Raw genomic sequence first — 25,080 nt, 5'->3', positions numbered from 1 at the left:
AACCTTGCCAAGGTTGGGGTCGCGGGTTCGAATCCCGTCTTCCGCTCCAATAAAATTTAATATGGCGGCATAGCCAAGTGGTAAGGCAGAGGTCTGCAAAACCTTTATCACCGGTTCAAATCCGGTTGCCGCCTTTTCTTTTGTGCCGATGTGGCGGAATTGGCAGACGCGCACGACTCAAAATCGTGTTCCTTCGGGAGTGTCGGTTCGACCCCGACCATCGGTATCATGAACGTCGTAAAAAACTCTATACAATTAGTATAGAGTTTTTTTTGTTTTCTTTTCATTACATGACAAAATAAGCACAAAAAGTGTACGGTGAGTAAACTGCGAAACATTAAAAGGATAAAAACAAACATTCAATTTTATCCTTTTAATTGCGGTATTTAGAGAGAATTTCTCCACCCTGGTGACATGAAGTTAAATCCGACACCACCAGTAGATATTAGTACATTATCAACGGTTAAGTTTGTAATTTCTAAAAACTTCTTTTTAAACTCTTCTCTGTTGTACTTATACATTGTTGAGTGGCACGCCCACATTTGCGTTGAAGTACTTAACCAGTCCCCTAATTCCTTCAATTCAGGAAACGCCTCAAATTGGATTGGTTCATCTTATTTCATGAATCTTACTTGATAGATAGTTGGGTTTAACTTCTCTCCTATTCCTTTAAAAGCATGTAATTTTTTCTCATTTGAATGTGTCATAATTCTCCCTCTATCTTTTCTTCAAATTTTTTCCTGTTTTTATTATACAACAATAGAAAGTAATTATAGGAATATTATGGAAAATGGTATCAGCAATATAAAAAGACTCTAATAGAAATGTTAGAGTCTTTTTTGTTAAATTATATTATGTGATGCTAAAATTCGTAATAAACTTAGGAATTCATGTATAATATAACTTGTCGAAAGAACAAAATGATAGTGATTTATATTATGTCTGTAATATGAATCAAAAATGAACTTTTTATATTTCTTTTAAAAATGTGTTGAACACACATTATATTTCATATTAATATTTTTATGTAGATTTAAAACGAGAAAGAGAGTGGAAAGTATGGGCCGTAAATGGAACAATATTAAAGACAAAAAAGCATCAAAAGATGCAAATACAAGCCGTATATACGCGAAATTTGGACGTGAAATTTATGTGGCGGCAAAACAAGGCGAGCCAGATCCAGAATCAAACCAAGCGCTTAGAGTCGTATTAGAACGTGCGAAAACATACAATGTACCAAGAACAATTATTGATCGTGCAGTTGAAAAAGCAAAAGGCGGTTCAGAGGAAAATTATGACGAGCTTCGTTATGAAGGATTTGGACCAAATGGAGCTATGGTTATTGTAGATACACTTACAAATAACGTAAACCGTACTGCAGCAGATGTACGAGCTGCATTTAGCAAAAACAGTGGTAACATGGGTGTAAACGGTTCTGTAGCTTACATGTTTGATGCGACAGCTGTTATCGGCCTTGAAGGTAAAACATCAGATGAAGTTCTTGAAATTTTAATGGAAGCAGATGTAGATGCACGTGACATTCTAGAAGAAGAAGATGCTGTTATCGTGTATGCTGAACCAGATCAATTCCATTCAGTACAATCTGCACTTAAAGGTGCTGGTGTTGAAGAATTTACAGTTGCAGAATTAACAATGCTTGCACAAAGTGATGTTACACTTCCTGAAGATGCTCAAGTACAATTTGAGAAAATGGTGGATGCATTAGAAGATTTAGAAGATGTACAACAAGTTTACCACAACGTAGACTTAGGAGAGTAATACGATGAAAGCCCCTGTTCGCTTAACGAATAGGGGCTTTTTTTTATGAAGTTAATTAAGGTGATGAATTATTAAAGGTATTTTGGTGTAGATAGGGAATATGCTTATAGGGATATATGAAATAACCATTATTTCTAGGAGGCTCAGTATGGAACATAAGACACCAAAGCATATAGTTGCCGTAGCAGGTTATTTAACAAATGAGAAAAATGAAGTGTTATTAACAAAGGTACACTGGCGAGCTGATACGTGGGAAATGCCAGGAGGACAGGTAGAAGAAGGAGAAGCACTCGATCAAGCTGTCTGTAGGGAAATAAAAGAGGAAACAGGGTTAACGGTGAAGCCTATCGGAATTACCGGGGTTTATTATAATGCCTCTATGCACATTCTAGCTGTTGTTTTTAAAGTAGCATATGTGAGTGGCGAAATAAAAATTCAACCTGAAGAAATACAAGAGGCTAAATTTGTTGATTTAAATGAAGAGAACATAGATGAGTATATAACGCGTCCTCATATGAAATCCAGAACGCTTGATGCAATGAGAGCAACACATTGTATTCCATATGAAACGTGGGAAGTACAGCCATATAATTTAATAGGAAGATTGTAAAGAAAAGAGTAGCTGATTTGAGATACATTCAAATCACTACTCTTTTTTGTATACTGTTTAAGAAAAAGGTCAAAATAATAATAGTGTTAGTATTGATTTATAGAACGTTTGTTCTGTATAATGTATATGTTATATACATTAAGATTACTAGATAGTCAAAAGTATATATATTTATAGATGATATAATTAAAGTGTAAAGTGAAAATATAATAGCCTTAAGGCTTACTCTGTTATTGGTTATTCGTGATTGAATATAATCTATATTCAATATTTCAGATGAATAGTAGATAAAAAAGGTCTGTGATACAATACTTTTTTACCCCGCTATTTGCCGGGAACGTGATTGGTGAGGGCTGATTAAAGTTTCACTTTATACCTTACAATGATGTAAGGTACGTGTAAGAGAAATCGATGGGATATTTTTTTACAACAATGTATTCTTAAAGTAAGAGTTATATGCTGTGTGGAAAAGAGGTGTTCAAGATGAAAGAACGAGTATTATCTAGGGTGAACTATCATCAAAAAGTTGCATTAAATCCAATGACTAAACTTTTTTATAAAGCCATTATATTATTATTATTGTTAAGTTGTACGTTATTATTCATTGGAAATGTAATGATTGAGAAAAGTGACATTAGTAAATTACATGTACCGGCTAATTTAGAGGTGCCAGAATCATTAACACATGCATTTATTGCGACAGAAGATAAAAGATTTTATCATCATAACGGTTTAGATTATATAGCAATTATTAGGGCCTCTGTTGAGAATATAAAGGCTGGTGGTGTCGTGCAAGGAGGAAGCACGATTACACAGCAGCTATCTAAAAATGCTTTTTTAACGAATGAGCGTACATTTTCTCGTAAGTGGAAAGAGATTTTTTATACGAAAAAAATTGAACGCACATTTACGAAGGATGAAATTTTAAAATTATATGTAAGTAACATTTATTATGGTGAAGGAGCATGGGGAATTGAAAAAGCAGCAAACCTTTACTTCGGTAAAAAGGTGAACCAATTAACGTTGGCTGAAAGTGCAATGATGGCTGCTGTAGTAAAAGCACCTGCTTATTACTCACCTGCCCAAAATTATGATAAAGCAGTAGAGAGACGAAATGTCGTTTTGAGACTAATGGAGAAAGAAGGCTATATAAGCCATGATGAGTATGTTCAAGCAGTTAGTGAGAAATTAGTAATTCGTCATGATATAAAAATAGAGCAGTCGATGTTAAATAGTGCGCGTAAAAAAGCAGTAAGTTAAGAGAAGTTCCTAAAGAGGAGCTTCTTTTTTTGAATAAATTGTGACAAATTGTGACACAATATCGTCACAATTATTGTGTTTTTGTAATTTATGTGAGCGTGTTCATTGCGTGACGTATATAAGTGTTGATATTATGTGTATTGTGTACAATGCTGTATACAGAATATGAAATTAAAGAGGAATGTATATGAAATCAAATAAACTCATGGCTCTTGGTATAGTTTTTTCTATCGCAGTATTGATTGTAATTGGAACAATTGCGTATAGCATCATAAATGACAAAAAAGATAAAGGGAATGAGATGTTTGCTTATTCTACGCAACAATCTTTAGGGAAAGATGATGCTCCAGTTAAGGTAGTTGAATTTGGAGACTTTAAATGTCCTGCTTGTCGTACTTGGGATGTAACAGTATTACCTCGATTAAAAGAAGAGTATATTGATAAAGGCAAAGTGCAGTTATATTTTATTAACTTCCCATTTATCGGAAAAGACTCGGATTTAGGTGCAGCAGCTGGTGAAGCAATTTATAAACAAGATAAAGATTCATTCTGGATTTTCTATGATGAGATTTATCAAAATCAAAAGAAAGATACGGAAGAATGGATTACAGAAGATTTGCTTCTTAGCATTGTGAAAGAGAAACTTCCAAAAGTTGATGTAGAGCAATTTAAGAAAGATTTACACAGTAAAGAAATTAAAGAAAAAGTACGTAAAGATTCAGATCGTGCTCAAAAATTAAAAGTTCAAGGTGCTCCTTCAGTATATGTAAACGGAAATCTTGCAAACCCTGATTTCGATAGTATGAAGAAGGCCATTGATAAAGAATTGAAAAAGTGATGAGGTCTCTCATCACTTTTTCGACTTTTTTCGATAAAATTCTTGCCTCTATTTTTTTAACATGCTATACTACTTTACATAAGTTATTCTAATATCTTATATGTAATTCATATTTGCGGGTGTAGTTTAGTGGTAAAACAAGAGCCTTCCAAGCTCTGGTCGAGAGTTCGATTCTCTTCACCCGCTCCAAATTTTATTAAATGTTTTTCTATAAATTGTGATCAACGCAGTGTTTCGTTTCCGAGATAAACGAGGCATTGCGTTTTTTAATGTTTGAAAAATATAATTACATGCGAAAATAGAAGTAAATAATAGTATTCCAAAAGTGAATTACTAACCAATAAAGTCGTTACATAAGGGATGATGGATTCATCTGAGGAGGCGATTAAGAGTGGATTTTGAACAATTAAAGCAAGATGTAATTGCGTATAGTAAAACAATTGGCATAGATAAAATAGGCTTTGCAAGTGCTTCTCCTTTTGAGGAATTAAAGCAGCGCTTAATCCAGCAACAACAATTAAATTATCAATCTGGATTTGAAGAGCCTGATATAGAGAAGAGAACGAATCCGCAACTTTTATTACCGGGTGCTAAATCAATTATTGCGATTGCTTTAGCATATCCTTCAAAATTAAAAAATGCACCATTAAGTAAGCGTGGAGAACGCCGTGGAATTTTTTGCCGTGCTTCTTGGGGACAAGATTATCATCTTGTTTTACGAGATCGTTTGCAAAAATTAGAAGCATATTTAATTGAAAAACTTCCAGATATAGAAGTGAAGTCCATGGTTGATACAGGTGAATTAAGTGATCGAGCTGTATCAGAGCGTGCAGGCATTGGCTGGAGTGGGAAAAACTGTGCTATTATTACACCTGAATTTGGTTCTTACGTATACTTAGGGGAAATGATTACAAATGTTCCATTCCCGCCAGATAAGCCGATAGAAGATCAATGCGGGGGCTGTACGAAATGTATCGATATTTGTCCTACAGGTGCTTTAATACAGGGGGGACAGTTAGATTCGAAGAAGTGCATTGCGTTTTTAACACAGACGAAAGGATTCCTACCTGAAGAATATCGCGATAAAATAGGAAATCGTATATATGGATGTGATACGTGTCAGACTGTTTGTCCGAAAAATAAAGGAATGGATTTTCATAATCATCCTGAGATGGAGCCGGATCCTGAGCTAGTTAAACCATTATTAACGCCACTTTTAACAATTAGTAATCGTGATTTTAAAGAGAAATATGGGATTATGTCAGGGTCATGGAGAGGGAAAAAGCCACTGCAAAGAAATGCGATTTTAGCATTAGCACATTTTAAAGAAGCATCGGCAATTCCTGATTTAATTGGTGTTATGAAAGATGACCCAAGACCGGTATTGCGCGGAACGGCAGCATGGGCACTTGGGAAAATTGGGGGAGATGGAGTAGGCGAAGCGATTGAGAAAGCGATGGAACGTGAGAAAGATGAAGAAGTGCTTCATGAAATGGATCGCGGGCTTGAATTGTTAGCACAGAAAAAAGAGTAGATAATATTTCCCTTTTTCATATTGTAATATGGGAGGGAAACGAAATGGCTGTAAAAATGAATATTGAAAAGCAAGTACAACAGTTTTTAGCATATATCACAGAGAAACGAACAGACGTGGATGGTATTGCTGAGGATTTACTACAAATGGCACAGAGAAAGAAACAATTGTTTCAAAGGCGTAGTGCACATATAGTGAAAGCAACTGCGGATGTTTCTTTCATTAGGCAATTAAATAGTAATGACCATCAAGAAATTGATTATCAAATACATTTTAAATATTTAATTAAGCATAAAGAATTATTTTATATTGAAGAGGAACAATTAAAACGAAGAGTTTGTTTAAATAATAGTCGGATTATAGGCGATTATGATATTGAAGTGTCAGAAGAAATTAGAATGGTTGAGACATTAGAAAGGGAAATTACGAAAGAGAAGTACGGTTCTTATCAATATAATCGTTTAGAGGCAGTGAAATATGCAGAGCGTTGGTGGGATGACCGAAATCCTATGTATCGTAATTTCCCTGATAATTGCACGAATTTCATTTCTCAATGTCTTCATACTGGAGAAGTACCTATGAACGGATATCCTAATATTCGTAAAGGATGGTGGCAAAGGGAGAATCAGTGGAGTTGGAGCTGGGCTGTTGCACATTCTTTTTATTGGTATTTGTCAGGTGCTACAACAGGACTTCGAGCAGAGGCGGTAGAGAGGCCAGAAGAACTTATTCTTGGAGATGTTATTGCTTATGATTTCGAGGATGACGGAAGATGGAATCATACGACGATTGTAGTAGCAAAAGATGCAGATGGTATGCCGCTTGTAAATGCACATTCAGCGAATAGCCGTCGACGTTATTGGAACTATGAAGACTCTAGTAAATATACACCACAAATGAAATATAAATTCTTTCATATTATTAATGGGTAGAGATTTTTCGCTCAAGTGGTATAATACGTAGTAGACAAAAAACAGAGGTGAATATCGCGTGGGAGTACATGTTGTTTTATATCAGCCAGAAATTCCAGCAAATACAGGGAATATTGCTCGTACTTGTGCAGCAACTGGAACAGAATTACATTTGATTAGACCGCTTGGATTTTCAACGGATGATAAAATGTTAAAGCGTGCCGGATTAGATTATTGGCAGCACGTGAAAATTACGTATTATGATTCAATTGAAGAATTTTATGAAAAAAATAAAGATGGTGAATTCTTCTATTTAACGAAGTATGGCGAGAAAGCTCATACAGCGTTTGACTATAGCAAGCGCGAGAAGGATTACTATTTTGTATTTGGAAGAGAAACAAACGGCTTACCAGCTAATGTAATCGAAGAAAACTTTGATCATTGTTTACGTATTCCAATGACAGATAAAGTACGTTCATTAAATTTATCTAATACAGCAGCAATTTTAATTTATGAAGCATTCCGTCAACAAAATTACCCTGGATTAGATTTAGAAATCGTTTATTAAAAGTCGCCATATGGCGACTTTTTTTTATAAAATAAAAATAATATGTAATCATACATTTAAAAGAGAGGACATAATCATATAGAATGGGATATATGATTAAAAATAGATAAGACGGGTTGAGATAAGTATGAAGGAAGAATATAGTAATCAAAATACCTTTTTAAGTATGATAGATATGGATTTAATTAGACAAGGGTTATTACATGCTATTCAAGATTTAGTATTTATATTGAAAGTTATTGATGATGAAACGTTTAAATATATGTATGTGAATAAAATAGGAATGGATTATGCTAGGTTAAGCGAAGAGTGCTATGGAAAAACTTTTGCAGAAGTATTACCAAAAGATATAGCGGGGATATTGCAAAGGCAATATGAAAAAGTAGTGAGAGAAACGAAAGCACACACCTTTTGTGATGTAGTCAAATTACCAAAAGGTGAGATACATTATGAATCTTCACTTAATCCTGTCTGCGATGAAGAAGGAATATGTCAATTTGTTATTTGTATTACAAGAGATATTACAGCTCAAATTGAGGAGAAGAAAGAGATAGAGGAAAAACAAATGTTATTTAAGTCGTTACTGGAATATAATAATGACTCAATTATATCTATAGATTCTATAGGGAGAGTTACATATGCAAATCCGGCAACGTATGAAATATTTGGATACCGGTATGAGGAATTAAATAATAAATTTATTTTTGAATTTATTAATAAAGAATATGAAAAAGATTTTCAAATTATATTTAAGGGATCGATGCAAGGAAAAGCAAAACAAATTGTTTCAAAGAAATATGTTCATAAAGAAGGGTACGAGCTATATATTTCTTTGAGAACTATCCCGATTATTGTGAACGGTGAAATTGTTGGAGTTTATATTGTTACGAGAGATGTTACAAGGCAAGTATTAAACGAAATGCGAACAGAATATTTAGCTTACTATGACCAGTTAACAGGATTAATGAATAGAATTTCATGTACAAATAAGTTAAATACTTTTTTAAAAGAGAGTATAAATTTTGCTCTTGTATTTATAGATTTAGATGAGTTTCATCGTATTAATGATACATTTGGTCATAAAGAGGGAGATAAAGTATTACAAAAAGTGACAGAATGTTTAAGCAATCTAAAAATAGAAGGTATGCACTTATTTAGAGAACACGATGATCAATTTGTTATGTTGATAGAAAATATAACGAAAGAATGTGTAGAGGAAGTTGCAAAAAGCATACTGAAAAATATTAGTGAATATTTCGTAATCGAGGAAGAAGATGTATATTTAAGTGCGTCAATTGGAATTGTAATGGCTCCAGCAGATGGAGAAGATGAAAAAATACTATTTCAGAGAGTCGATGCTGCTTTAGAAAAAGCAAAAGAAAAAGGAAAAGGACATTATCATTTTTATTGTAGTGGATTAGACTGTGAGCGTGAACAAAGGTTTATAATAGAAAACCAGTTACATCGTGCTATAGAAAAAAATGAATTTTTCTTATATTATCAGCCACAAATTAATATTGAAACGAAAAAAATAGCTAGTATGGAAGCTTTAATAAGGTGGGAGAATAAGGAATTAGGATTTGTTTCTCCAAACCAATTTATTCCGTTGGCAGAAAGAACAGGATTTATTATTAAGCTCGATGAATGGGTAGTAAATCAAGTGTGTCAGCAACTGCGCGAATGGTTAAATAAAGGATATGAAGTGGTCCCAATTGCAGTTAATATTTCAGCTAGACACTTTCGCTCTATTACATTAATAGAGATGATTACACGGGCTTTAAATAAGTACAATGTACCAGCTCATTTATTAGCGATAGAGGTTACAGAAGGAGCTCTTATACATAAAGATATATCGAAGAGAGTGTTACTACAATTAAAAGAACAAAATTTAAAGATTCATTTAGATGATTTTGGAACAGGCTATTCATCTTTAAGTTACTTAAAAACATATCCAATTGATACTTTAAAGATTGATCGTTCTTTTATGGAAGGTATACATATAGATGAACGTGATACGAATATTACAGCTGCAATTATCCATTTAGCTCATACCTTAGAATTGAATGTAATTGCAGAGGGAGTAGAAAAAAAGGAGCAAATACAGTTTTTGAAAGAAAAGAATGTGAAGCTTGTACAAGGTTATTATTATAGCCGACCACTATCCAAATATGATATGGAAAATATGTATTATAAATAATGCATAAAAAAATGATGTGCTAAAAGCACATCATTTTTTATGTGTACCTGGTTTGTCATTGTAACCGGATGTAAAAATAGCTGTAAGAAATGTGAGTGATACACCTAAAATTAATAATAATTTCATACTAATATCCTCCTTACTTTTTTCGGTTCACGAGTTTTATTTATTACCCAAAATGTATGTAAGGTTCTTAGAAGAAAAGAATTTATTTATAATGAATAGCAGTGTAAAAACGTTAATACCTATATTATACAGAATTTTCTTTGAATTTTGGAGAGAATTTTAGCGTGCTATTATATATTTCGTTTTGATTTAAAGAATGTTTAAGGACATCCTAGCATACCTTTTATAATAATCCGATTGAACAAGGAGATGGGGGAGGAGCTATAATGGATATTCTAAAAAAGATTGAACAGCATCGAGCAGCAGAAGAACGTTTACAATGGGAAGGTACGTTTGCGGAGTATTTGGAGCTTGTGAAAGAAAGACCATGGGTGGCTCAAACAGCACACTCTCGCATTTACAATATGATAAAAGATGCCGGAATTGAAGAAGTTGATGGTAGAAGAAAGTATAACTTCTTTAGTAATCAGCTCTTTGGATTAGAGGATGCTCTAGAACGTCTTGTAGAGGAATATTTTCATCCATCTGCAAAACGATTAGATGTTAGAAAAAGAATTTTATTATTAATGGGTCCTGTTAGTGGAGGGAAATCAACGTTAGTTACAATGTTGAAACGAGGATTAGAAACATATTCAAGAACAGATCGCGGAGCAATTTTTGCAATTAAAGGATGCCCAATGCATGAGGATCCACTGCATTTAATTCCACATCATTTACGAGATGATTTCTTTGATGAGTATGGAGTTAGAATTGAAGGAAATTTATCACCACTAAATGTCATGCGTTTAGAGCAAGAATACGGATCAAGAATTGAGGATGTAGTTGTAGAGCGTATTTTCTTCTCTGAAGATCGCCGTACAGGGATTGGTACATTTAGCCCGTCTGATCCAAAATCACAGGATATTGCAGATTTAACAGGTAGTCTGGACTTTTCTACGATTGCAGAATATGGTTCAGAATCAGATCCGCGTGCGTATCGATTTGATGGAGAATTAAATAAGGCAAACCGAGGAATGATGGAGTTCCAAGAGATGTTAAAATGCGATGAGAAGTTTTTATGGCACTTATTATCGCTTACGCAAGAAGGGAATTTCAAAGCGGGAAGATTTGCGCTTATTTCAGCAGATGAATTAATTGTAGCGCATACGAATGAAACAGAGTATCGCTCATTTATAGCAAATAAGAAAAATGAAGCATTACACTCAAGAATTATTGTAATGCCAGTTCCTTATAATTTACGAGTAAGTGAAGAAGAACATATTTATGAAAAAATGATTCGTGAAAGTGATGTGTCGAATGTTCACATTGCACCACATACACTTCGCGTTGCAGCAATGTTCACTATTTTAACTCGTTTAAAAGATCCGAAGCGTCCGGATATTGATTTAATTAAAAAGATGCGTTTGTATGATGGAGAAACGGTAGAAGGTTATAATGCGATTGATGTAGAAGAATTACAACGCGAATATCAAGATGAAGGTATGAAGGGTATTGATCCTCGTTATGTCATTAACCGAATTTCGTCTACAATCATTCGAAAAGAGGTACCATCTATTAACGCGTTAGATGTACTTAGATCTTTAAAAGATGGGCTGGATCAGCATCCATCGATTAGTAATGAAGACCGTGAACGTTATATGAATTTCATCTCATTAGCGAGAAAAGAATACGATGAAATCGCGAAGAAAGAAGTACAAAAAGCGTTTGTTTATTCATATGAAGAATCAGCTAAGACGCTTATGGATAATTACTTAGATAACGTCGAGGCGTACTGCAATAAATCGAAATTACGTGATCCGTTAACAGGGGAAGAAATGAGTCCAGATGAAAAACTAATGCGCTCAATTGAAGAGCAAATTGGAATTTCAGAAAATGCTAAGAAAGCATTCCGTGAAGAGATTTTAATTCGCATTTCTGCTTATGCCCGTAAAGGAAAACGCTTTGATTATAATTCACATGAACGTCTTCGTGAAGCGATTCAGAAAAAACTATTTGCTGATTTAAAAGATATAGTGAAAATTACAACATCAACGAAAACACCGGACGAAAATCAGCTTAAGAAAATCAATGATGTTGTTGCGCGTTTAATTGATGAGCATGGCTATAATTCTTCTTCAGCAAATGAATTACTACGCTATGTAGGTAGCTTGTTAAACCGATAGTTTGATAACAAAACGCTGTCTCTTGTATTTTGCGGGACAGCGTTTTATTATCCGTTCATATGTGTGTAAAGTGTCATACCTTGTCCAAATGTAATAAATTAAGATGCAATTTGATGAATTTATTGTCAATTATTTTTACAATATGCATATGATAGAGTAACCAACCATTCATACGAAAAAAGCCAACACAATACAATATGTTGCAAAGTAAAAATGTGTGCAACAATGCATTGTGTTTCTTTCTTATCAGTGGCTGAATATTTCTTTCTATTATGTGAGTGGCAAAATTTTGTTTAGGATGCTCGGGGTATTGTATGAAAAACGTTATAAATGTTTATGGGATGATTTTCTATGGGCAGTTACCTTTCAAATATTCTAGCTTGCACATTACAGAACAAAATTTGTAGCTTGCTGTTCATACAGGAAGACAATTACAGTAAGGAGGGAAAGGAATGGGCGAAGAAAATCAACCAAATTATACGATTTCACAGGAAAACTGGTCCCTCCATCGCAAAGGATATGACGACCAACAGCGCCATCAAGAAAAAGTACAAGAGGCAATTAAGAATAATTTACCCGATCTTGTAACAGAAGAAAGTATAGTTATGTCTAATGGCAAGGATGTTGTAAAAATACCAATTCGTTCTCTAGATGAATATAAGATTAGATACAATTATGATAAAAATAAACATGTAGGGCAAGGAAACGGTGACAGCAAAGTTGGTGATGTCGTTGCGAGAGATGGATCAGGTGGTCAAAAACAAAAAGGGCCAGGAAAAGGGCAAGGAGCAGGAGATGCAGCTGGGGAAGATTACTATGAAGCTGAAGTCTCTATTTTAGAATTAGAGCAAGCGTTTTTCAGAGAGTTAGAGCTGCCTAATTTAAAGAGAAAAGAAATAGATGAAAACCGGATTGAACATGTTGAATTTAATGACATTAGAAAAACAGGATTATGGGGAAATATCGATAAGAAACGAACAATGATATCCGCATATAAACGAAATGCGATGCGTGGTAAAGCGTCTTTCCATCCAATTCATCAAGAAGATTTAAAGTTCCGTACTTGGAATGAAGTATTAAAGCCAGATTCAAAGGCTGTTGTCTTAGCGATGATGGATACGAGTGGATCGATGGGAATGTGGGAGAAGTATATGGCACGTAGCTTCTTTTTCTGGATGACAAGATTTTTACGCACAAAGTATGAAACAGTTGATATTGAATTTATTGCTCATCATACAGAAGCGAAAGTCGTTACAGAAGAAGAATTCTTTTCAAAAGGAGAAAGTGGTGGAACAATCTGCTCCTCCGTATACAAAAAAGCACTCGAGCTAATCGATAATAAATATTCACCAGACCGCTATAATATTTATCCATTCCATTTTTCAGATGGTGATAATTTAACATCAGATAATGCTAGATGTGTAAAGCTTGTGGAAGAATTAATGAAGAAGTGTAATATGTTTGGGTATGGGGAAGTGAACCAATACAATCGCCACAGTACACTCATGTCAGCCTATAAAAATATTAAAGATGAAAACTTTAGATACTATATTTTAAAGCAAAAAGCAGACGTATTTCATGCGATGAAAAGCTTTTTTAGAGAAGAATCAGGTGAGAAAATGGCATAACCTCTTTTAAAGAGGTTCTTTTTTTGTAAACTTTTTATTTTTTTAGTTGACAATGATAATGAAAATCATTATCATTTATTCGAGAAATGATTACATTTCGAATTATATATTTCAGAGGAGATGTAAAGTTGAAACAAAATAAAAGAAAACGTATAAATGCAATGATTATAGTGGCGACGTTATCACTTCCGTTTGCTGTGTATTCGACACCTGCTTTAGCAGCGGTAGCGATTGAGGCGAATAAAACTGGACAAGGTTTAAAAGATGGTACATTTGATGCTGTTATTAAAGCCTATAAAGATAAAACGAATGAAGAGTCTATGGCAGCTGTTTATATAAAGGATCCGAAATTAACAATTGAGAATGGAAAGAAAATTGTAACAGCAACGTTAAGTGATAGTGATTTCTTTCAATACTTGAAAACAGAGGATATTCATACTCCAGGTGTGTTTCATGATGTGAAAGTAATATCAGAAGATAAAAAGAAAAATGGAACGAAAGTGATTCAGTTTGAAGTAGGGGAATTAGGAAAAAGATATAATATGCGAATGCATATTTATATTCCAACAATGGCCTATGACAATAAGTACCAAGTACAGTTTGAAGTAAATACATTGAATTTAGAGAACAATGTTCCTGAAAAACAAAAGGAAAATAAAGAGGAGAAACAAGATGAAAACGGAAATGTAATATTAGATAAGCAATTACAAAAATATATTAATAAATACAACTTAGATAGAGATAATGTTGATGCGCCAATCACAAAGAAAGATTTATTACAAATTAAAACATTATCCATTTATTCAGGCAAAGGAATAACTGAAATAACTGGTTTAGAGTATATGACAAACTTAGAGAAGTTGACGTTACGAGAGTCTAATGTAAAGGACATATCAGCCATCTCGAAATTGAGAGGTTTGAAGTACGTTGATTTAACGTCTAATTCAATTGAAAGTATTCACCCAATTGAGCAGCTAGAGAATATTAATATGCTTTTTTTAAGAGATAATAAAATTTCTGATATTACACCATTAAGTAAAATGAAAAAAATTAAAACATTAGATTTAATCGGTAATAACATTAAAGATATCCAGCCATTATTTACATTATCAACTATGAAACAATTATACTTAGCAAATAATCAAATTAGTGATCTTACGGGAATTGATCGATTAAATAATGTGGAACTATTATGGATAGGGAACAATAAAATTAATAATGTTGAATCTATTAGTAAAATGAGTAATCTTATTGAACTAGAAATTTCTGATAGTGAAATAAAAGATATATCATCACTATCTCAATTAGGAAATTTACAAGTGCTGAATTTAGAAGAGAATTATATCTCTGATATATCGCCGTTGAGCACTTTAACAAATTTACATGAGATAAATCTTGGAGCAAATGAAATTTCTGACGTAAGGCCTGTTGAGGAATTAGGTAAGCGAATTTCAATTGACATTCAAAGACAAAAAATCTTTTTAAATGAAGCAAGTGTAGATGAAGAAATAAAAATCCCAGTATACAACCTTAAAGGAGAGCCACTTCAAAATATTAATCTACAAAGTGAGGGGGCTACTCTGAATAACGGATTTATAAAATGGAATAGTCCTGGAGAAAAAATATATGAATTTAAACTAGATACTAATTCTACTGAAAGTAAAATAAGATTTAATGGCACGGTTATACAGAATATAGTTGAAAAACAAAAAGAAAGTCAAAATGTAATTCTCGATAAAACTTTACAACAACATATTAATAAAGAGAATTTAGGTAGAGAGAATGTAAACGCTCCTATCACAAAAGAAGATTTATTACAGCTTAAAAAATTAGAGATACTTAAAGAAAAAGGAAATGAGATAAAAGATATAACAGGTTTAGAGTACATGACGAACTTAGAAAACCTCACTTTAGAAGGAGTAGGTCTGAAAAATATTGAGTTCATCTCAAACTTGAAACAATTGAATAATGTGAATGTATCTCATAATCAAATTGAAGATATAACACCACTATCTTCATTGGAAAATTTACAGTGGTTAAATCTTGCGGACAATCATATTAAAGATGTAACGGTTATTGGTTCCATGCTAAACTTATTTAGCTTAAATTTAGCTGGAAATGAGATTCGTGATGTAAGGCCGTTAATACAATTAGGTCAGTGGTTTACAATTGACGTGGGAAGACAAAATATCATTTTAAATGATGCAAAAATAAACGAAGAAATTCAAGTTCCTGTATATGATTTAGAAGGAGAAAGTATTGAAAATATTCAATTGGCAAGTGAGGGAGGGACGTTTAATAACGGAGTAATAAAATGGAGTACCCCAGGTGAAAAGGTGTATAAATTTGATTTAGATTCTGATGAAATTAGTATAAGATTTAACGGAACAGTTATACAGAATATAGTGGGAAAAGAAGATGAGAAAGAGCCAACAAAAGAAGTTGAAGAGGTAAAAGAACCAACGAAAGAAGTTGAAGAAACAAAAGAAGAAGTAAAAGAACCAACGAAAGAAGTTGAAGAAGCAAAAGAAGAAGTAAAAGAGCCGACAAAAGAAATTGAAGAAGCGAAAGAAGAAATAAAAGAGCCAATAAAAGAGGTTGAAGAAGCAAAAGAAGAAGTAAAAGAACCGGTAAAAGAAGTTGAAGAAACAAAAGAAGAAGAAAAAGAGCCGGTAAAAGAAGTTGAAGGTACAAAAGAAGAAGTGAAAGAACCGATAAAAGAAGTTGAAGGTACAAAAGAAGAAGTGAAAGAACCGGTAAAAGAAGTAAAAGAGGAAGTAAAAGAGCCAACGAAAGAAGTTGAAGAAGCGAAAGAGGAAGTGGACGAGCCAACAACAGGAGTTGAAGGATCGAAAGCGGAGGTAAAAGAAACAGGAAAAGAAATTGAAGGTTCAAAAGACGCGGTAAATCAATCAGCAGTAGTCCAAGAACAAAACGTGAATAATCAAGTTGTGAAAGAAAATAAACCAGCTGTTAATAAGCAAGAAGAAAGTAAGAAATCATTAGGAGCAACAGGTGGACAAGAGAATACATCAACATTACTTTCAGGCATAGCGTTAGTTCTTTCAGCACTGAGTATGTTTGTATTTAGAAAGAGATTATTTAAGAAATAAAAAACGTTTTATCTTATTATAACGTAAGATGATTATATGAGTTTTTGAGAAGACATTATCATGGCGATTTCATTTTGAAATATGCTTATGGTGATGTCTTTTTTAGAAGGATATAAATGGAAAAGGTGTGAATATATTAGTGAAGGAGGAGAGGTTATGTATGTCAGTTCTATTTTGAAAATTGAAGAGGTGGCAGCATTTATTGCGAATATGAATAAAGATGCTACTCATCATGTTGGCTATTGTGGAGATGAGAAAGAGGAGTTGTTACAGACAATTATTCATGATTTTTCAGATATAGGCTGGGAACAATCTTTTGTTGCTACTTATGAGAATAATAATTTAATAGGTTTATTAGGATTTGATGTGGATGAAGTAAAGAAATGTGCAGAGATATGGGGGCCGTTTATTATCGCAGAGAATTGGGAAGAAGTTGCTTTACATATGTGGAAGGAACTTATAGAAAAGGTGCCTTTTCATATTGAGAGATTTTATGGTTTTTATCATGTGGAAAATAATAATTGTGCCCGTTTAATGAGGAATTTACATGCAAAAGAACAAGGTCGACATAGTATTCTCGTTTTAAATAATATTGTGGAGCACCGTATTATATGTAATGTAGAAGAGGCTTTACCACAAGTGTTTGAGCAGTTTATCGCTTTACACAATCATGTGTTTTCTAATACGTATTATGACGGAAACGAAATTATTGAACGTTTAAGTAATACGAATAAATTATTTGTAAGTATGAAGAATGATAAGTTAGAAGGTTATGTATATGTGGAAGTAAATCCAGAGTTTCAAGAAGCGAATATCGAATTTATTGCAACCGCTGAAAATAGTAGAAGAAAAGGTGTCGGAGAGCGGTTATTACAAAAGGCAATTCAGTATATTATTTCCTTCCAAGGAATGAAGGAGATAGAATTATGTTTGAATACGAATAATGATCGTGCGATGAAATTGTACAAGAAAGTAGGATTTGAGGAGAAGGCATGTTTACAACACTATATAATAGAGTGAAAAACCCATTCGTATGAAAATAATATTTCATATGAATGGGTTTTATTAATTTACTTTTTTCCTCAGTCATCACGGATTCAGAAGTAATTTGAGGTGCCAATTGTTACATAACTTTTTTTATTTTTTGAGATACTTCTTTCGTTTGCGAATTAACATCTTCTTTTCGCAGCTCTTTAAAGAGCGAAGTAACCATAAGAACGACTACGATAGAAAATGGTAGTGCTGCGATTATAGCTGCAATTTGTAGTGCATTTAATCCTCCAGCTTGTAATAAAAGAGCTGCAATGATCGCGATTGTTAATCCCCATATAAGTTTTAAACTATTTTTCGGTGATAAGCTTCCGTTACTCGTTTGCATGGAAACAACAAATGTTGCTGAATCAGCAGAAGTAACGAAAAATGTGGCTACTAAAATTAACCCGATAATCGTTAAAAATGTAGAGAATGGTAGATGTGAAATAACAGCAAATAATCCAATCTCTGTACCATTTTTTGCAATTTCATCAGCTATTCCAAGCGATTGGAACATTTCCATATGAATTGCGGTACCACCAAATACTGCAAACCAAAATGTACAGATAAGAGTTGGGACTAATACAACTCCAAAAATAAATTCTTTTATTGTACGCCCTTTAGAAATACGTGCGATAAATGTGCCGACGAATGGAGACCAAGAAATCCACCATCCCCAATAGAAAATAGTCCAGTTTTCAATCCAAGAAGAAGATTTTTCATTAAATGCTCCTAAATTTAATCCCATACTAGGCAAAGCTCCAATATAAGAACCGAGTGTAGATGTGAAATATTTCATAATAAATACGGTTGGCCCTAAAAGTAAGAAAGAGATGAGTAAAATACCTGCAAGAGAGAAATTCAAGTTACTCAAATATTTAATCCCACGATCTAAGCCAGTTTGTGCACTTGTTAAATATAAAACAGCGAAGATAGCTATAAGTACGAGCTGGGTAAGTAAAGTGTTATGAATGGAAGGGAATAAATAGCTTAATCCTCCAGCAATTTGTTGAGCACCAATCCCAACAGATGGTACAATGCCAAACACTGTGGCTAAAACAGCTAAAATATCAACTGTTTTTCCGATACGGGAATTTTTCGATCGATTAAATAATGGAGTAACTGTAGCCCCGATAGTGCTACCTTTTTGTTTGCGGAATGTGAAATATGCAATTGTTAAAGCGACCATTGCGTATAGTGACCACGGAAAGAGTCCCCAGTGGAAAAATGAATATTGCATAGCGAGTTTGGCGCTTTCTTCTGTACCTGCTTTTCCTGTTAATGGATCTGTAAAATGTGAAATCGGTTCAGCGATTCCATAAAAGAGGAGTCCAATTCCCATTCCTGCCCCAAACAACATGGATAGCCAAGATGGATAATTATATTTTGGCTTTTCTCCATCTTTACCAAGACGAATAGAACCGTACTTAGAAAATGCTAAATAAGCAGCCAAAATAATCATTGTAGTCATAAGTAGAGAGTAAAACCACCCAAATTTATTGAGGATAAATGAGTTTAAAGAAGATGTAACACTTTGTAAATCGTAGCCTTGTATCCAACTTGCTGGGGTAATTCCCCATATAATGAATAATGTTGTTAGCAAGAAGGAGATATAAAATACACTGTTTTCTTTTTTTATCATAGAATCCCACCCTTATTTAATAAAGTTAACAATTATAATAATCATAACAATTAAGTTTTTAATTGTCAAAAAATTCCCTTTATGTAACATGAAAGGATGTAATTTGTTTTAGGGAGGTAAAGAGAAATGCGTTCACGATATGTACAAATTATAGGAAGAAATAATATGAAATATTGCATTTTATATTGTTACATCCAGATTTTATGTTAAATTCTTGAATGGAATATTAAAATAGGGGGCAAGGATATGAACAAGAAATCAAAGATCAATAAAGTGATGCTTAGCATTAGTACAATGGCTTTATCGTTAGGCGCACTTCAAACTCATGCAGCAGCGGAAGAAAAAGTACCGTATAACGTGTTGAAAACGAAACCGGTTGGAATTGAAAAGTCGGTAGATGAAGTTGGACATATTTCAAAAGTTGATGAAACTTTATCATTTAAAGAACGTTTAAAAGTAGGAGATTTTTCACAGCGACCAGCATCTATTACGAAGAAAACTGCAGTAAAGCAAGTTAAAGAAAGCTATTCAATGGCTGATTTAAACAAAATGAATGATCAAGAATTAGTTGAAACGTTAGGCAGTATTAAGTGGCACCAAATTACAGACTTATTCCAGTTTAATGAAGATGCAAAGGCTTTTTATAAAGATAAAGGAAAAATGCAAGTCATTATAGATGAATTAGCTCATAGAGGTAGTACATTTACGAAAGATGATTCAAAAGGAATTCAAACGTTTACTGAAGTGTTGCGTTCAGCTTTTTATCTTGCATTTTATAATAGTGAATTAAGCGACTTAAATGAAAGAAGCTTCCAGGATAAATGTTTACCTGCTTTAAAAGCAATCGCAAAAAATCCAAACTTTAAGCTTGGTACAGTTGAACAAGATACAGTCGTATCTGCATACGGTAAATTAATTAGTAATGCTTCAAGCGATGTTGAAACGGTTCAATACGCATCGAATATTTTAAAGCAATACAATGATAATTATACTACTTATGTAAATGATCGAATGAAGGGACAAGCAATATACGATATTATGCAAGGTATTGACTATGATATACAGTCTTACTTAACTGAGGCTCGTAAAGAAGCGAATGAAACGATGTGGTATGGAAAAGTAGATGGGTTTATTAATGAAATAAATCGTATTGCTCTTCTAAATGAAGTAACGTCAGAAAATAAATGGCTCGTTAATAATGGAATTTATTTTGCTAGCCGTTTAGGGAAGTTTCATAGCAATCCAAATAAAGGATTAGAGGTTGTTACACAAGCAATGCATATGTACCCGCGCTTAAGTGAACCGTATTTTGTTGCGGTAGAACAAATTACAACAAATTATAATGGTAAAGATTATAGCGGGAATACAGTAGATTTAGAGAAAATACGTAAAGAAGGAAAAGAGCAATACTTACCAAAAACGTATACATTCGACGATGGATCAATTGTGTTCAAAACAGGAGATAAAGTATCAGAAGAAAAAATTAAGAGACTATATTGGGCTGCGAAGGAAGTAAAGGCACAGTATCACCGTGTAATTGGCAATGACAAAGCGTTAGAGCCAGGAAATGCGGATGATGTATTAACAATCGTAATTTATAATAGTCCAGATGAATATCAGTTAAATAGGCAATTGTATGGATATGAAACAAACAACGGTGGAATTTATATAGAAGAAACAGGAACATTCTTTACATATGAGCGTACACCAGAGCAAAGTATTTATAGTTTAGAAGAGTTATTCCGTCATGAATTTACTCATTACCTGCAAGGAAGATATGAAGTACCAGGTCTATTTGGAAGAGGAGATATGTATCAAAATGAAAGGCTAACTTGGTTCCAAGAAGGAAATGCAGAGTTTTTCGCAGGATCTACTCGTACGAATAACGTTGTACCAAGAAAGAGTATAATTAGCGGATTATCATCTGATCCTGCAAGCCGTTATACAGCAGAGCGTACACTATTTGCTAAATACGGTTCTTGGGATTTCTATAATTACTCGTTCGCATTGCAGTCTTACTTATATACGCATCAGTTTGAAACATTTGATAAAATTCAAGATTTGATTCGTGCGAATGACGTAAAAAATTATGATGCATATCGTGAAAATCTAAGTAAAGATCCTAAGTTAAATAAAGAGTATCAAGAGTATATGCAGCAGTTAATTGATAAGCAAGATACATACACTGTACCAGAAGTAGCTGATGATTATTTAGCTGAACATGCAACGAAGTCGTTAGCAGCGGTGAAGAAAGAAATTAGTGATACGTTGCCTATGAAAGATACAAAAATGACAAAACATAATTCTCAATTCTTTAATACATTTACATTAGAAGGTACGTATACAGGTAGTGTCACAAAAGGTGAATCAGAAGATTGGAAAGCGATGAGTAAAAGAGTAAATGAATCTTTAGAACAATTGGCGCAAAAAGAATGGAGTGGCTACAAAACTGTTACAGCATACTTCGTCAATTATCGTGTGAATAGCTCAAATGAATTTGAATATGATGTAGTCTTCCATGGAATCGCAAAAGATGATGGAGAAAATAAAGCTCCAACGGTTAATATAAATGGCCCTTATAGTGGTCTTGTAAAAGAGGGAATTCAATTTAAAAGTGATGGCTCAAACGATGAAGATGGAAAAATTGCTTCTTATTTATGGGAATTTGGAGATGGAAGCACAAGTGCAGAAGTGAATCCAGTACATGTATATGAAAGAGAAGGTTCTTATAAAGTATCGTTAAGAGTAAAAGATGATAAGGGAAAAGAGAGCAGAAGCGAAACAACTGTTACGATTAAAGATGGAAGTTTAACAGAATCAGAACCAAATAATCGTCCAGAGGAAGCAAATCGTATCGGGCTAAATAGTACTATAAAAGGTAGTCTTATTGGCGGGGACCACACTGATGTTTATACATTTAATGTAGCATCAGCGAAAGATATCGACATTTCTGTTTTAAATGAGTATGGAATTGGGATGACATGGGTACTTCACCATGAATCAGATATGCAAAATTATGCGGCTTACGGTCAAGCTAATGGGAATCATATAGAAGCAAAATTTAATGCAAAACCAGGTAAGTATTACTTGTATGTATATAAATATGATAATGGCGATGGAACATACGAATTGTCAGTAAAATAAGTGCTTTTCCAATGTATGTTTAACTTTACTTTTTGTGGAAAATAGTATATTATATAGATATATAATATATCGGTTATTTTCTAGGAGGAGCCTGTCACAATAGGTTTCTCCTGTTCTTTTTTAGAGGCCTGTCTTACAGGCTTTTATTTAAAAGGTAAATAACTGAAAATTAAGAACAATAATCTTTGAAAGAGGTGGGGCATACACATAACAAAAAAGGGATTGTTTAAGAGAGGGGGATAAGAAATGGCTTTGTTTGGTTATCCACTTGAAACAATTTATTTATATGGATTTATTATTGCTACTATACTCACTGTTATTTATATCTTCTTTGGAGATATATTTGAATCGATATTTAGTTTTGGGGGCGGATCTGTATCCGTTGTTACTTTATTACTTAGTTTTTTCGCCATGTTATGTGGACTTAGTTATATAGGAGAATATTTATTTTCCTTTAATAGCATTCTTATTTTCGGGGCTGCATGTGCTATATCCTTTATTGGTGTATTTATAATGAAAATATTAATTTTAAAGCCGATTGCAGAAGCAGAACAAAATACCGTACAACGTATGGATGAATTTATCGGTTGCAAAGGAGAAGTCATTACGACAATTCCTACAGAAGGATTTGGTGAAGTATTAATTTCATCCCAATTTGGAAGTAATGCAATCCCAGCTAAAACAGTTGGAAAAAAAGATATTTCGCAAGGAACAGAGGTTATTATCGAGGGAGTCCAAGATGGTGTTTTACTTGTACAAAACATCGCTTATTCTTTAAAGAAACCAAAATTATAAGGGGGAATTTACATGACGATTCCATTAATTATCGGTGGAGTTTTACTCGCAATTTTAATTCTACTCATTTTAGTATTTATTACGAAGTATCGTACGGTTGGTCCGGATGAAGCGTTAATTGTTACAGGGAACTGGCTTGGTGGAGGAAAGAATGTAGTTACCACTGATGATGGAAAGAAGATTAAGATTATTCGTGGGGGCGGTACTTTTGTAGTTCCAATTATGCAAAGAGCAGAGCCTTTAAGCTTATTAAACTATAAATTAGAAGTTGGTACACGTGATACGTATACGAAACAAGGTGTACCGATCACAGTAAACGGTGTTTCTATTATTAAAGTGGGATCAACAATTGAAGAAGTTTCCACGGCAGCTGAACAATATTTAGGAAAAGAAACAGAAGAGTTAAAAATAGAAGCAAAAGAAGTTTTAGAAGGGCATCTCCGTGCTATCTTATCTTCTATGACAGTAGAAGATGCGTATAGTAATAGAGAGCAATTTGCTCAAAAGGTACATGAAGTAGCTTCTACAGATTTAAAGAAGATGGGACTTCGCATTGTTTCCTTCACAATTAAAGAAATAATGGATAAAAACGGATACTTAGATGCGCTTGGTCAGCCACAAATTGCGACAGTTAAGCGTGATGCAACAATTGCGAACGCAGAGCGTGAAAAAGAGGCACGTATTGAAAAAGCACGTGCAGAAAAAGAAGCAAAAGAAGCAGAATATCAACGTGATGCACAGATCGCTGAAGCTGAAAAACATAAAGAATTAAAAGTACAGTCCTATAAGAGGGAACAAGAGCAAGCACGTGCAGATGCGGATCTTTCTTACGAATTACAACAAGCGAAAGCACAACAAGGTGTTACAGAAGAGCAAATGCGCGTTAAAATCATTGAGCGTGAGAAACAAATTGAATTAGAAGAAAAAGAGATTGCGCGTCGTGAAAAGCAATATGATGCAGAAGTTAAGAAAAAAGCCGATGCAGATCGCTATGCTGTTGAGCAATCAGCGGAAGCAGAAAAAGTAAAACAAATTAAAAAAGCCGATGCGGATCAATATAAGATTGAAGCAGAAGCGAGAGCACGTGCAGAAGAAGTACGTGTAGAAGGTTTAGCGAAGGCGGAAATTGAAAAAGCACAAGGTCAAGCGAAAGCGGAAGTACAAAAAGCACAAGGTACAGCAGAGGCAGATGTTATTAGATTAAAAGGTTTAGCAGAAGCAGAAGCGAAACAAAAAATCGCAGAAGCATTTGAATTATATGGTCAAGCGGCAATTATGGATATGGTTCTTAAAATGCTTCCAAGTTATGCGAAGGAACTTGCAAGTCCGCTTAGTAATATTGATAAAATCACAGTTGTCGATACAGGCGGCGGTGGTAAAAATAGCGGGGCCGGAAAAGTTGCGGGTTATGCGACTGATTTAATGGCAACGATGCAAGAAACGTTAAAAGCTTCTTCTGGCATTGACTTAAAAGAGCTATTAGAAGGATTTGCAGGAAAAGGAGCGGTACAACAATTATCAAGCGATAAACCTATTGTATCTGTAGTAGAAGATGAGAAAAAAGAAGTAGAAAAAGATAAAGATAAAGAATAGTAAGGTGGAAAGAACCTCTAGTAAGTGAAATACTAGAGGTTCTCCTATGAATTATAATATTTCGAATAATATACATTTTTATACATTGTTTTAATTATTTAATTTATATAGAATGAAAAAGATATGTATCAATTCTTTAGATGTATAA

At 33.8% G+C, this 25,080-nt stretch carries 16 protein-coding genes, 3 tRNA genes and 1 pseudogene; 18 read left to right on the top strand and 2 right to left on the bottom strand.

Annotation, left to right across the window (positions count from 1 at the left end; genetic code table 11):
* Positions 1 to 63: 63 nt before the first annotated feature.
* Both IBT51_RS19850 and IBT51_RS19845 read left to right on the top strand, forming a co-directional pair.
* Positions 64 to 134: transfer RNA gene (locus IBT51_RS19850), tRNA-Cys, on the top strand.
* Between the two features lie 10 nt (positions 135 to 144).
* Positions 145 to 226 (top strand) — tRNA-Leu (locus IBT51_RS19845).
* A 160-nt stretch (positions 227 to 386) separates the two neighbouring features.
* Here IBT51_RS19845 and IBT51_RS19840 read toward each other — a convergent pair.
* Positions 387 to 707: pseudogene (locus IBT51_RS19840) on the bottom strand (DUF3884 family protein).
* A 352-nt stretch (positions 708 to 1,059) separates the two neighbouring features.
* Here IBT51_RS19840 and IBT51_RS19835 point away from each other — a divergent pair.
* The 13 genes from IBT51_RS19835 to IBT51_RS19775 all read left to right on the top strand — a co-directional run bounded on the left by IBT51_RS19835 (position 1,060) and on the right by IBT51_RS19775 (position 17,746).
* Positions 1,060 to 1,779 carry a YebC/PmpR family DNA-binding transcriptional regulator gene (locus IBT51_RS19835; protein ID WP_000532949.1) on the top strand — a complete coding sequence of 240 codons (720 nt, stop codon included), beginning with the start codon at positions 1,060 to 1,062 and terminating at the stop codon, positions 1,777 to 1,779.
* A 148-nt stretch (positions 1,780 to 1,927) separates the two neighbouring features.
* Entirely contained in the window at positions 1,928 to 2,389 is a 462-nt protein-coding gene (locus IBT51_RS19830; protein WP_000400463.1) for an NUDIX hydrolase, read from the top strand.
* A gap of 483 nt (positions 2,390 to 2,872) precedes the next feature.
* Positions 2,873 to 3,649, top strand: a complete 777-nt coding sequence (locus IBT51_RS19825; protein ID WP_000664716.1) for a transglycosylase domain-containing protein — start codon at positions 2,873 to 2,875, stop codon at positions 3,647 to 3,649.
* Between the two features lie 187 nt (positions 3,650 to 3,836).
* Complete coding sequence (locus IBT51_RS19820; RefSeq protein ID WP_053565313.1) at positions 3,837 to 4,487, top strand: DsbA family protein; 651 nt, start codon at positions 3,837 to 3,839, stop codon at positions 4,485 to 4,487.
* Between the two features lie 115 nt (positions 4,488 to 4,602).
* Positions 4,603 to 4,676: transfer RNA gene (locus IBT51_RS19815), tRNA-Gly, on the top strand.
* 202 nt (positions 4,677 to 4,878) lie between these two features.
* Complete coding sequence (gene queG / locus IBT51_RS19810) at positions 4,879 to 6,021, top strand: tRNA epoxyqueuosine(34) reductase QueG (protein ID WP_050842518.1); 1,143 nt, start codon at positions 4,879 to 4,881, stop codon at positions 6,019 to 6,021.
* A 44-nt stretch (positions 6,022 to 6,065) separates the two neighbouring features.
* Complete coding sequence (locus tag IBT51_RS19805; protein WP_098630224.1) at positions 6,066 to 6,953, top strand: amidase domain-containing protein; 888 nt, start codon at positions 6,066 to 6,068, stop codon at positions 6,951 to 6,953.
* A 58-nt stretch (positions 6,954 to 7,011) separates the two neighbouring features.
* Positions 7,012 to 7,500, top strand: a complete 489-nt coding sequence (trmL, locus tag IBT51_RS19800; protein ID WP_000538147.1) for a tRNA (uridine(34)/cytosine(34)/5-carboxymethylaminomethyluridine(34)-2'-O)-methyltransferase TrmL — start codon at positions 7,012 to 7,014, stop codon at positions 7,498 to 7,500.
* Positions 7,501 to 7,627: 127 nt separating this feature from the next.
* Entirely contained in the window at positions 7,628 to 9,697 is a 2,070-nt protein-coding gene (locus tag IBT51_RS19795) for a sensor domain-containing protein (protein ID WP_200458558.1), read from the top strand.
* 392 nt (positions 9,698 to 10,089) lie between these two features.
* On the top strand, positions 10,090 to 11,985 hold the full coding sequence (locus tag IBT51_RS19790) for a PrkA family serine protein kinase (protein WP_000353273.1): 1,896 nt from the start codon (positions 10,090 to 10,092) through the stop codon (positions 11,983 to 11,985).
* A gap of 452 nt (positions 11,986 to 12,437) precedes the next feature.
* A complete protein-coding gene (gene yhbH / locus IBT51_RS19785; RefSeq protein ID WP_000503516.1) occupies positions 12,438 to 13,613 on the top strand; it encodes a sporulation protein YhbH in 1,176 nt (391 codons plus the stop codon).
* A gap of 128 nt (positions 13,614 to 13,741) precedes the next feature.
* The gene (locus IBT51_RS19780; RefSeq protein ID WP_200458557.1) at positions 13,742 to 16,726 is read left to right on the top strand and encodes a leucine-rich repeat domain-containing protein; all 2,985 of its coding nucleotides are present in this window, start codon (positions 13,742 to 13,744) and stop codon (positions 16,724 to 16,726) included.
* A 156-nt stretch (positions 16,727 to 16,882) separates the two neighbouring features.
* Positions 16,883 to 17,746 carry a GNAT family N-acetyltransferase gene (locus IBT51_RS19775; RefSeq protein WP_000289531.1) on the top strand — a complete coding sequence of 288 codons (864 nt, stop codon included), beginning with the start codon at positions 16,883 to 16,885 and terminating at the stop codon, positions 17,744 to 17,746.
* A gap of 103 nt (positions 17,747 to 17,849) precedes the next feature.
* On the opposite strand, the gene opuD is transcribed toward IBT51_RS19775, so the two are convergent.
* Positions 17,850 to 19,400: a glycine betaine transporter OpuD gene (gene opuD / locus IBT51_RS19770; protein ID WP_064531949.1), complete on the bottom strand. Its 1,551-nt coding sequence runs from the start codon at positions 19,398 to 19,400 to the stop codon at positions 17,850 to 17,852.
* 246 nt (positions 19,401 to 19,646) lie between these two features.
* Here opuD and colA point away from each other — a divergent pair, with 246 nt between their 5' ends.
* From colA to IBT51_RS19755, 3 genes are all read left to right on the top strand, one after another.
* Positions 19,647 to 22,544, top strand: a complete 2,898-nt coding sequence (gene colA, locus IBT51_RS19765; protein WP_200458556.1) for a collagenase ColA — start codon at positions 19,647 to 19,649, stop codon at positions 22,542 to 22,544.
* Positions 22,545 to 22,790: 246 nt separating this feature from the next.
* Positions 22,791 to 23,339: an NfeD family protein gene (locus IBT51_RS19760; RefSeq protein WP_053565297.1), complete on the top strand. Its 549-nt coding sequence runs from the start codon at positions 22,791 to 22,793 to the stop codon at positions 23,337 to 23,339.
* Between the two features lie 12 nt (positions 23,340 to 23,351).
* Positions 23,352 to 24,932 carry a flotillin family protein gene (locus IBT51_RS19755; protein ID WP_098014254.1) on the top strand — a complete coding sequence of 527 codons (1,581 nt, stop codon included), beginning with the start codon at positions 23,352 to 23,354 and terminating at the stop codon, positions 24,930 to 24,932.
* The last annotated feature ends 148 nt before the right edge of the window (positions 24,933 to 25,080 follow it).

Source organism: Bacillus sp. S71 (assembly GCF_016625265.1).
Classification (GTDB): Bacteria; Bacillota; Bacilli; order Bacillales; family Bacillaceae_G; genus Bacillus_A; species Bacillus_A cereus.
The sequence above is the reverse complement of the archived record's forward strand: the minus strand, read 5'-3'. Positions and strand labels throughout refer to the sequence as shown.